This window comes from Enterococcus sp. 5B3_DIV0040 (genome assembly GCF_002140755.1).
GTDB lineage: Bacteria > Bacillota > Bacilli > Lactobacillales > Enterococcaceae > Enterococcus_D > Enterococcus_D casseliflavus.
In genome coordinates this window covers 722,805-732,831 of the sequence record NZ_NGLC01000002.1, presented here as the reverse complement: position 1 = coordinate 732,831, position 10,027 = coordinate 722,805, and the positions used below count along the sequence as shown (strand labels likewise).

Annotated in this window: 9 protein-coding genes; 1 reads left to right on the top strand and 8 read right to left on the bottom strand. The window is 38.5% G+C overall.

Annotated elements, in window-relative coordinates; all coding sequences use genetic code 11:
* Positions 1-1,032, top strand: a 1,032-nt coding sequence (locus A5883_RS15890; protein ID WP_086339031.1) for an IS110 family transposase, incomplete at its 5' end; no start/stop codon positions are given.
* A gap of 425 nt (positions 1,033-1,457) precedes the next feature.
* Here A5883_RS15890 and A5883_RS15885 read toward each other — a convergent pair.
* The 8 genes from A5883_RS15885 to A5883_RS15850 form a co-directional block, all read right to left on the bottom strand.
* Entirely contained in the window at positions 1,458-2,438 is a 981-nt protein-coding gene (locus A5883_RS15885) for a DUF2325 domain-containing protein (RefSeq protein WP_086339030.1), read from the bottom strand.
* Between the two features lie 22 nt (positions 2,439-2,460).
* Positions 2,461-3,084 (bottom strand): recombinase family protein, encoded by a 624-nt coding sequence (locus A5883_RS15880; RefSeq protein WP_086339029.1) that lies wholly within the window; start codon positions 3,082-3,084, stop codon positions 2,461-2,463.
* A 113-nt stretch (positions 3,085-3,197) separates the two neighbouring features.
* On the bottom strand, positions 3,198-3,551 hold the full coding sequence (locus tag A5883_RS15875; RefSeq protein ID WP_086339028.1) for a single-stranded DNA-binding protein: 354 nt from the start codon (positions 3,549-3,551) through the stop codon (positions 3,198-3,200).
* Between the two features lie 97 nt (positions 3,552-3,648).
* Positions 3,649-4,431 (bottom strand): replication-relaxation family protein, encoded by a 783-nt coding sequence (locus A5883_RS15870; protein WP_086339027.1) that lies wholly within the window; start codon positions 4,429-4,431, stop codon positions 3,649-3,651.
* Positions 4,432-4,491: 60 nt separating this feature from the next.
* Positions 4,492-6,732, bottom strand: coding sequence for a TraM recognition domain-containing protein (locus A5883_RS15865; protein WP_086339026.1), 2,241 nt, complete (start codon positions 6,730-6,732; stop codon positions 4,492-4,494).
* Positions 6,719-9,085 carry a CD3337/EF1877 family mobilome membrane protein gene (locus A5883_RS15860; protein WP_086339025.1) on the bottom strand — a complete coding sequence of 789 codons (2,367 nt, stop codon included), beginning with the start codon at positions 9,083-9,085 and terminating at the stop codon, positions 6,719-6,721. The genes A5883_RS15865 and A5883_RS15860 overlap by 14 nt, the downstream gene beginning before the upstream one ends.
* A 44-nt stretch (positions 9,086-9,129) precedes the next feature.
* Positions 9,130-9,318, bottom strand: coding sequence for a hypothetical protein (locus A5883_RS15855; RefSeq protein WP_086339024.1), 189 nt, complete (start codon positions 9,316-9,318; stop codon positions 9,130-9,132).
* A 343-nt stretch (positions 9,319-9,661) separates the two neighbouring features.
* Positions 9,662-10,012 (bottom strand): hypothetical protein, encoded by a 351-nt coding sequence (locus tag A5883_RS15850; RefSeq protein ID WP_086339023.1) that lies wholly within the window; start codon positions 10,010-10,012, stop codon positions 9,662-9,664.
* Between the last annotated feature and the right edge of the window lie 15 nt (positions 10,013-10,027).

Below are 10,027 nucleotides of genomic sequence, written 5' to 3'. Positions count from 1 at the left end.
CGCTATCACGAGCCTGTCGCTCATTGGCTTACCGATGCGGGTTTTTATGTCAGTTTGGTCAATCCAAAACTCATTAAAGATTTTGGAAACAATTCCCTTCGTAAAGTGAAATCTGACAAAAAGGATGCCGTCAAAATCGCTCGTTATGCGCTTGACAACTGGAATGACCTGCGACAGTATAACCTTATGGATAAGACAAGAGACCAACTAAAAATCATGAACCGACAGTTTGATTTTTACATGAAACATAAAACAGCTCTCAAAAATAATCTCATTTCTCTTTTAGATCAAACGTTTCCTGGGGCGAATACTTTTTTTACCAGCCCTGTTCGAAAAGACGGCAGTCAAAAATGGGTTGATTTTGTCACCTCTTTTTGGCATGTCGACTGTGTTCGGAAAGGCTCTCTGGCTGCTTTCACTGAACGTTATCAGAAGTTCTGTACGCGTAAAGGCTACGACTTTCACCCAGAGAAACCAGTACAAATCTTTGAAGCCTCTAAAAAGTTGATTGCTCTTTTACCGAAAGATAAACGGACAAAAGGTCTGATTATGCAAGCGATTGAGCAGTTAAATACTCTTTCTAGGACTGTTGAGCAGTTGCGCCTACAGATGGATCATACAGCTGCGCAATTGCCAGAATATCCGATAGTCATGGCTATGAAAGGCGTGGGCCCATCATTAGGACCACAACTGATGGCGGAGATTGGCGATATTCGACGGTTTTCTCATCGAGGTGCTTTGACTGCTTTTGCAGGAGTAGATCCTGGTGTGAATCAATCCAGCAGCTATAATCAGAAAAGTGTCCGAACTTCCAAACGCGGATCTGCTCAACTACGTAAATCACTGTTTCAGGTAATGGACGTTTTAGTGAAAACTTCGCCTGAAACGGATCCGGTTTACGCATTTATTTCTAAGAAGCGAGCAGAGGGAAAACCGTACTACGTTTACATGACTGCGGGTGCGAACAAGTTTCTACGCATCTACTACGGACGAGTAAAAGAGTACCTTGCATCACTTCCAGGTGAGGATTGATCTTAGTTTTTAAGCATAAGTCGAAACCAGCGATAATCGGTGGTTCTATTTGTCATGCCTTCAATTCAGATAAATCTTTATTCATTTTCCTCTTGACTTTTTATTTGCAGGCTTTTTTATTTGGCTGGTAGTTATTTTTACTTTCTTTTTGTCGTTTCCAAAGCGAACTTTTCCCGCTTTTTGTTTTACTCCTTTCTGCCTTGTAACAACCTTCACAAGAATAGATTGTCATAAAATCCGTTGAAAAAACAGTCTGTTTTTTCTTGTCTTTTTCATGTATAATTAATTTTATTGTAATATCTATTTTATTTTAACAGAAAATCATTTAATTGTATTTGTTATTTAAACTTGTAGATAAAGACAGAGATAACCCAGGTGACGTCTACTCCACCTGGGTCTCGTTTTTCTCTAAATTGTCAAAGTCTTCAGATTCTTCGTTTTAATCGTTCCTTCACGCGACGAACAAAACCTGTAGTGCCTATATTTTTTGTAAAAGAAATCGGAATGCAGTATTCCTTACAAAAAGCTTTTACCGCGTGCATCCCCTTATGTCCAATACTCTGGGTATAGACAATCACTAAATTCGCTTTTACTACAGTCGTTTGAATCGTTTTAGTCGTCTCATCCCCAGTCAAATAAAGAAATTTTCCCCCACGTGCTTCGATTGCTTCTTGGTTATTTCGCTGTAATTTCTTATGATCTCCTCCAACCATTAAAACCGTAATATTTATTAGGTCTTGTTTAACACGTCGACGTGCCTTTGACGGAGAATTATCTTTCTTTTTCGGTTCTGTTGCTTTTAATTTTCGCAACTCTTCTTTCACTCGTACCTGATCTATATGCGGATATTTCCAAATGACTTTTCCTCTCAACACATCATCTGTTGGATACGCATAGTCCACCATATCGCCTGCCTCAAGTGAAAAATACCGCTGATCTTTTTCACTGATTCCCACTTTTATCGGCACTTCCAATTGTTGATCCTTTATCACGACGTATAAGAACCCCTCTTCGGCCTGTTCCACAGGAAGAAACGTGGCCTCTTCCCGATCAATTGGTAAAGGATCTTTTTTCATTAACTCAAATGATTGTTTCTTACTAACAGATGCTACCGGTTTTAACCAATCTCCGTGTTCCCATTGATTTTCCCGAATCTCTCGCTCCGGGACAAACACTTGATATTTTTCTAACCATCCCCCACGTAGTTTACGAAGTAAACGATCACTTTCTTTTTCCGGAGCGACTTCTGACTCTTTTTTCATAGGATATTTTTTCCAAAGTGCTTGATACACAAATAAACCGTCCACCAATTGGCGGATAGTTGCTTCTTTCTCTTCACTTGAATCGATCGTAACTCCCTCTAACTCATGAATCAGTTGATTTTTTAAATGAATAAAATAATCCAACGAATGTCCTCCTCTCCTGCTTTTATTCTCGTTTATTGATTCTCTGTTCTTCGATTGCTTGTTTCTTAATTCGTTTTAACGTGGATAATGAAATCTTTGTTTTCTTTTCCACTTCTCTCATGCTGTTCATTTCCATTAGATCCAACGCATGCTTGTATCGATCGTTCAACACTCGCTTAGGGCGACCTTCTTTGTAATTCTTTTTATTGGCTCTCTGCCACTGCTTTCCTTCTTGCGTCCTGGTCACGATTAAGTCTCTCTCAAACTGCGCAAAGCTACCAAGCATATTCATCATCAGCGTTTGCATCGAATCTTTTTTGTTCGGTTCAAACGTCAAGGCATTGTCTAAAAAAGTAACTGTCACGCCGGATTCGTTTAAAGTAGAGATGATCATATTTAAATCAACGATACTTCTTGCTAAACGATCAATCTTTGTTACGAAAACGTGATCCCCATTTTCCACAGTCAAAAGCAATTCTTCTAATGCTTTTCTACCTTCTTTTTTTGTCCCAGTATAGGTTTCACTGAAAATTTTTTCTGCCCCAGCAGCTTCTAATTTTTGAATTTGGGTTTTGTACTCTTGATGACTAGTACTAACCCTAGAATAACCCAAAATAGTCATTTTTTCACCACACTTTCTGGACATAAGTTTCTGACACCTAATAAAGCCCGACATATCAAGAGTGTTTCTTGTGGTCAAAAACTTAAAAGTTTTTGACCCTTAACATCTGCAAGAATGATCCCCCATCCATCGACCAACTACTCATCTAGGTCATCTTTTTCCTGATTCTCTTTTTTCTTTTCTAAAAACTCAAAATTTTCAACAAGCAACGATGTCACATAACGAGTAACTCCTTGACGGTCATCAAAATTCCGATTTTGTAATTCCCCATGCACCGCAATCAAATTTCCTTTATGAACATATTTAGCTAAAACCTCGGCTGGATTTCCCCAGAGTACGCATTGTAAAAAAGTCGTCTCTGTTTCTCCTTTTTTATTGGGACGATTTCTTTTGCACGCAAGTGTAAAATTTGCGACTGCGACTCCATTTTCATTTGTATACCGCAATTGCGGCTCCTTGGTTAATCTCCCTGTCGCTTGTACAGTAATCATTTCTTTTCCCTCTTTCCTATTTTTTCTTTTTCATTATTGACTATTCTAGGTTCGTAAGAACCGTAGTGCTAGGAACTGAAAAACGATTCACCGTTTTTCACCAATTAATAAATCGATCTTCTTTAATCAAACGTTTCATTTCGTTTTCGAATTCATTTGACGAAAAAACATGAAGGCGATTAAATAATTGTTCGTTCTCTTCTCCTACTTTTTTCAAGAAATAACCTTTAAAGCGATCTAATTCTTCTTTAATAACCGGACTAGGTGTCACATAAATTAGGCGAGCATATTCTCGTTTCTTTAGTTCTGCCAAATATTTAGGAAAAATTCCTTCTCGATAACGTCTTCTCGTTTTCATGGTTAATTCAATTTCAAATGACCAATTCACTTCATAGTCTTGCTTTGTTCGAAAACGAAATATAAAATCTGCCACAAAATATTTTTTTCGATTACGTCGATCCGCAAAATCTTTTGTTTCATATACTTGTCTACGCTCAGAGAGAACAAATTTCAAATGAGGATGCGTTCCTGTCATCTCCAACATCTTGATCAAATAATCATTCACTTGTAGATGATGATTCAAATTATATTCCGGGACTTTCGGCAAAGAATAGTATCCGCCAACGTAATTGTACCCCTCTTGTGTCAAAAAATAATATGCCCCTTCAGAATTTCTGATATTATCTATAAGTTGTTTCTTCTTTAAACTAGCTAACATTTGCTTTACAGTATGTTTGTTACATAAATTCCCAAGTTCAAAAAATCGTACTAGTTGATTTTTTGAAACAATTCTCATTTCATGAAGCAAACACAAAAGCCGATAAGTATTTTTCTTTTTTGAAATGAAATCAATATAATAATTATAAAGGATTGGATCCAATTTTCTCACCTCTTTTTTAAGGATACAAAAAAGAACTATTTTCGTATCCAAAAAGTTTGATCAGTCGTCCCTACCTAATACATTTCGCACATAAACCAATTGCGGGGGAACGTCACTTTCTTTCGCTGTTCGATACACAATGAATTCCCCAGTGCGTAATCCTTTGATTCGATCGGGACTGATTTTGAATTTATTGACATTTCGTTTGGTTCCTCGTTGCCCCGTCCAATCCGCTCTTCCAACATCTGAATAGCCTTCTTCTTGTTCAATCATCGTTGTCAATTCGATGTCTTCATATGTTCCAATCGTGTTACTCCAATACTCCGCTTCGCCTGGCTCATTCGTCTTTCCGATGATCAATGTATTCACATTGCCCACCAATTGTTCTTGTAATTTGTCACCAAGTTTCGCAATATCAGCCATTGTTTGTGGAGAAAAAAAGCCATAGATCCCAGCTCCCCGACCTTTATTCACTAGATCAATAAAGGTTTCATTGAGATACGAACTAGGTTCATCAAAAAGCACCACGAGCTCGATTTTTCGATGCTTTCGATACATTTCTGAGGCATAATAGTTGATGTCTCCCACAAGCATTTGCGCCAACGTTCGAATGTATTCTTTATAAATTAACCCATTCAACGAAACATATACGATGTCTTTTCGTCGCACAATTTGTTGAATGTCTAAGAGGTTTTGATGATTCGATGTGTCAAACAAGCTCCCCAACTCACTGTCCAATAACATATTAATATTGTTCTGTAACGCTTCGGAAGTCGCATACAAATAAAAGGGAGATTTTTTATGCTCGTAGCGTACAAATAATCGTTCGAATAACTCTTGCTTCACTTGATCAACTTCGTTTTCCTCATTCAAAAGATACATCAAATGACGTTTGATTAATGCATAATAAGACACGAGATCCAATGTTTTTCGATCCAAGTGAACGATTTCTGTTTCAACCACTGGAGAAGCTTGCTCTTCCATTTCATCTGTTTTAATGTCAGTTTGTTCCATATTTTCTTGCAAATCATCATTAAAAACTTCTTCCATCTCACTTTGTTGAATGGCCTTTTTTTTGCTTTGTTCATTTTTTTTAGAAATTGTTTTCTCAACTTCTACTTCAAATAGTTTAGGATAATGCGCAAGTATTTGATCCGCAAACAAATCCAATACGTTTCTAGGAAGTAAATAATACTGAATAAATGGCAAGCTTCGTTCAATGATTTTCTTGCCTTCTTTGCCCTGCTCCCAATTGATCGATGTCCCTTGAAACGCATCAATCAATTGGACCGTTGCTTGAAGCAATGATTTTGCGGCACCAGAATAGAATACACTCTCCGTTTCTGCCAATGTGACCAATTTATCCCGTACAGAAATCGCATTCCCATGGGCAACTGGGTTATATCGCATCTCTCCATCATCGGTAAAAGAACGAACCTTCCGCCCATATTTCCCTGCGACTTTTTTCATTGCTTCATAGGTTTCTCGTGCGCCTTTTCCATCAATTAAAATCAACGGAATATGAAATTTAGCCGCATGTTGAACCAGTAATTGTAATAACGTCGTCTTCCCAGAACCCGTTGTCGCTGGAATGAGCGTATGTTGGTTAAACTCTTCAAAAGGAATGATATAAGGTAACCCAAATTCACTTGTCCCTAATAAAAACTGTTGTTTTAATTGCTCAAATAACACATCATCCGCCTCATGAATGGCGGCTTGATAGGCGGCTTCATTCTCTTCCGTGTATCGTTGTGATTCTTTGAACTTCTCCTTTTTTCGCATTTTATAGGCTTTCGATGCCATGAGTTGTTTCTCTTTTTCTTCTTTCGATACCACTTTTCGTTTCACAAGAAATGCGGAAAACGAAAGAAAAATACTGCCCATGCCACACCCACCAAGAACTAAGGCAATCACTGTCTGCCAGTTAAATGTTAACCTGGTTTCCAACAAATTCAATGGAAAAAAGAGATACGCAGAAAAATAACCCCGAGGAATCCAGAAAATAAAACAAAGAAGATTCAGAACAAAAAAGAAAAAAGCAACAATCAAAAAAAGAGAGCTTCTCCGTAGTAAGAAGCTCTCATATTCCCTATCATACACATGGGCTGCTTTATCCTTCCTATCAATCATTTGTACCACTAACAGAGGAATCACGCCCGCAAATGAAAACGGATAGAGCAACACACCTATAAAACAAAAAACAAGGAGTAGTTGCTGGTATCTTGTCCGTTGTGGGGGGAGGTTGGTCCCTTTTTGTTTTTTGGGCTGAAACAGTCCATTAAAAAAATTATTTTCTTGCACGAGGTTGTCTCATTCCCTTCGTTGGATTTGTTACAGAAGGTCGGGCTGTCTTGGCTTTAATGGTTCGCCGAACAGCTGGCCCGTTCTTTGCTTTTTTTACGTTTACAGGTGGTGCATTTCGTTTTGCCATACGTGTAATTGGTGGTGCAGCCGTTGGCATTGGACGGTTTTCTTTTGTTTGGCTCCTTTGTCCCTTCGGTGACTGTTGCTCAATTACTTGTTGAACCGCTTGCATCTTTTGACGAACAGGTGCTTTTTGTCGCAGCGGACTGCCTCCTGCGCCATTTAAAGAACGCCCTCTTAGTTGGCTGTTGGTGTTTGGTGTAATGGTCGGTTTAACCGGTTTTTGACCACTCGTTCGGTGTTGGCTACGGGCGATGGATCGATGGTGTGTCGCTTGGCGCTGCTTGATTCCCGTCTGTGCACCTTCTGTCTTAGCTAGCGCTTGTTTTTGCCCTTGCCGGCGTACCGTTGAACGTTGACCGTCTACTCTTCCTTTCCTGGATTGTCCGATCCGTCGGTTGGATTGACGGATTTGTGTCCCTTGCGGGTTCTCTCTTGGGTCCGATTTACTATCTGTTAACGGTGTTCCATTTCTCAAGTGTTGATTGGCGGCCACTAGTGCGGCGGCTGTTTGTAGGTTCTCCTTGTCGTAGGCTTTACGCTGCCGTTGCCGGGCAAGCTGTTGTTGTTCCTTCAATTCCTGTTGGCGGCCTTTTACGTGTAGATTTTGTAGGCTCTGTTGTGCTTTTTCTACGTGATTTGGTGCATTGTGCTGTGCTTTTTTTGCGTTTAATTCCTGTCGCAAGACACTGCGCTTGGCTTCTCGTTCTTTCACGGGTTGTTGTTTTAATCCAAGCTCGGTTTTCCCTTGCTTTTGTGCTTTTTCTTGTCGTTTTCTCAGTGCATCTTTTCGTTCTTCTTGTGCCATTTTTCGACGAAGTTTATGTTCTTTTTCCCGTTCTTTTGCCGCTGTACGCAGTTTCTTTTCGGTACTAAATGGATGTGTCACAAACGCTAGGCCATCTGCTAAAGAGACCCTGCCCGTAAACAAACTGCCTAAGAATCGCCGGAAGATATATAACCCAAATGGCATAAATAAATACACCAACATTGTTAGAATCTTCTGCCATGGATTGCTTACTTTATTACTCAACTGAAAGCCTAAAGACAAAAATGTCGCAAAAAAGACACAGGCAAAGCCCATCATCCCTTTCATAAAGATCGTTATGCCAAATGCCTTAAAATAATTCGCAAATACATTCATCTCTGTCATAAACAGTCCTACTAACAAAAGAATGGGTAATAAAGGCAGTAAAAATACTTGCATCACCGCAATAATTAGTCGGATAAAGCAGAAAAGAAAATAAACCACCGTTTGAATGAGATTAACGATCAAGTAAAAACAACCATAAAACATATTGTCTAAATTTTTAAAATATTGGACGGTTCGATTGTTCAGTTCTTCTGCCTCATACTTCGTCACTTCTTCATGCAATTCAATATTTTTGTCCTGATTGACGTCATTATCTAAAAGAATTTGAATTCGATCATAGGATTTCCCTTTGTATTCGACCGATTTCTTTCGAATATACTCAGGAACAGACGAACCATAATTCATCAATAAATACGGCTCGTACACGTTTGTATAAAAAATACGTGAAGCCATCAATTCACCGGCACTTTTCATGCGGGCATTGACGTTCCCATCTTTACTTTCTGGAACACTTTCGCCATTTAATACAGGATTCACTTTGACAAATTCGGCTTCGATTTGTTTATCTGCTTCAAACATTTGATTAAACAATGAATCAGACGTAGTGGCATCCTTACAAACAGAAAGTCCTGTAAAAATCAAAATCGTCATTCCAAATACACGAAATGCTTTTCGAAAGCGTTGCTCCCCAATAAATTTGATCCCCATGATCAATGTGACAAACCCGATGCCAATACTTCCGGCAATACTTAACATATTCCCAGCAATACTAGCAGTCAGTTTTTGAACCGGGTCTTTAATGGGTGTAATGACGTCCAATGTGAAAAGAAACTTCACCATCTCTGCGTTAAATTGCCCGATTCCTTTCACCATTCCCCAAACCATATTTTTCATGGTTCCTGTCGCATTTGTCAACGTTTCTTTAAATCCCGTTAGAGATTCCTTAGGCATTTCTTTTGTCATTAATTCAAACGAATTGTCTTTATAACGTTCATAAATCCGATCGACATCCGTTGTCGTTTCTTGCACAACCACACCATTTCTATCTCCTTCTGGAGAGGCAAACACTGGCGTAGAAACAGATAGAAGCAAGAGACAGCTAAAAAATAAAAGGCAGAGGCAACTCATTTTTTTCATGCACTCACTCCTTTGTTTTCTCTTTTCATGAATTTTATTTTTGTTTATAATACATTCAAAAATCCAACACAAACATCAAACCAAACAACCGCAAAAAATGCTTTGATACAAATAAATACTTGGTCAATCGTTCTTAATTGTCCTTTCTCTTGTTTTGCTTCTCTCATTGCGAAAAGACTAATCATTGATCCATAAAGCAAAACAAGAAGAAAACGTGCAAAATATTCACCCATACGTATTCATCATCCTTTTTTTATTTATGGAGATCCGTTATGCATATAATAGAAATCATTCAATTATCCTCTCTATTATTAGATCCAAAAAACAAAAAGGGCGCCTAAATCTAAAGAAAACAAAAGAATTCCTTTTCTTTCTCAAACAATTAATACAGGCAATCCTCCACAACAAAATTTAATTTTTTAAAATGTAAAAAATATCTATCGCAATCAAAGCTAACCCTACCAAATCAAAAAGCACCTTTAGCCAACGGTGCTTGGTGTTAGGAACGCCACAACAGAACACAATAACAATAAAAAAAAGACAAACCAATTGAATAAAAGCAACGGATCCATCTACTCACTCTCCTTGTTCTATTCGTGTGAAAGAGACCGATTTTTGATTATTTTTTGCTTGAATCATGTCATCTTCTTCAACGACATCCGTTAAAATAGTCGCGGAAATTCCAGGAAGAGAAATCGTTAGACGTTGCGTATCCTCTTCATAATGATACTCACCTGGATAACTTCTCCCCTCTTCTGTCACAATCACTTGATGCTCATCGACAAAATAAAGTTCCGTCTCTACCCCAAATCCATCTGCTTCCCACGTGCCACCTTGATCTGTTAATGTTTGGATCATCGAATGTCCACAAGCAGTAAACAAAAATAAACCCACGAAAAGAAAACTGCCAATAAAGAATTTCTTCATCAAATACACCTCCCT

Bases quoted from the DNA above. Each gene is read 5' to 3' on its own strand.
- A5883_RS15855 (WP_086339024.1), bottom strand. From the start codon at position 9,318: ATGGGTGAATATTTTGCACGTTTTCTTCTTGTTTTGCTTTATGGATCA.
- A5883_RS15880 (WP_086339029.1), bottom strand. From the start codon at position 3,084: ATGTCCAGAAAGTGTGGTGAAAAAATGACTATTTTGGGTTATTCTAGG.
- A5883_RS15860 (WP_086339025.1), bottom strand. From the start codon at position 9,085: ATGAAAAAAATGAGTTGCCTCTGCCTTTTATTTTTTAGCTGTCTCTTG.
- A5883_RS15850 (WP_086339023.1), bottom strand. From the start codon at position 10,012: ATGAAGAAATTCTTTATTGGCAGTTTTCTTTTCGTGGGTTTATTTTTG.
- A5883_RS15875 (WP_086339028.1), bottom strand. From the start codon at position 3,551: ATGATTACTGTACAAGCGACAGGGAGATTAACCAAGGAGCCGCAATTG.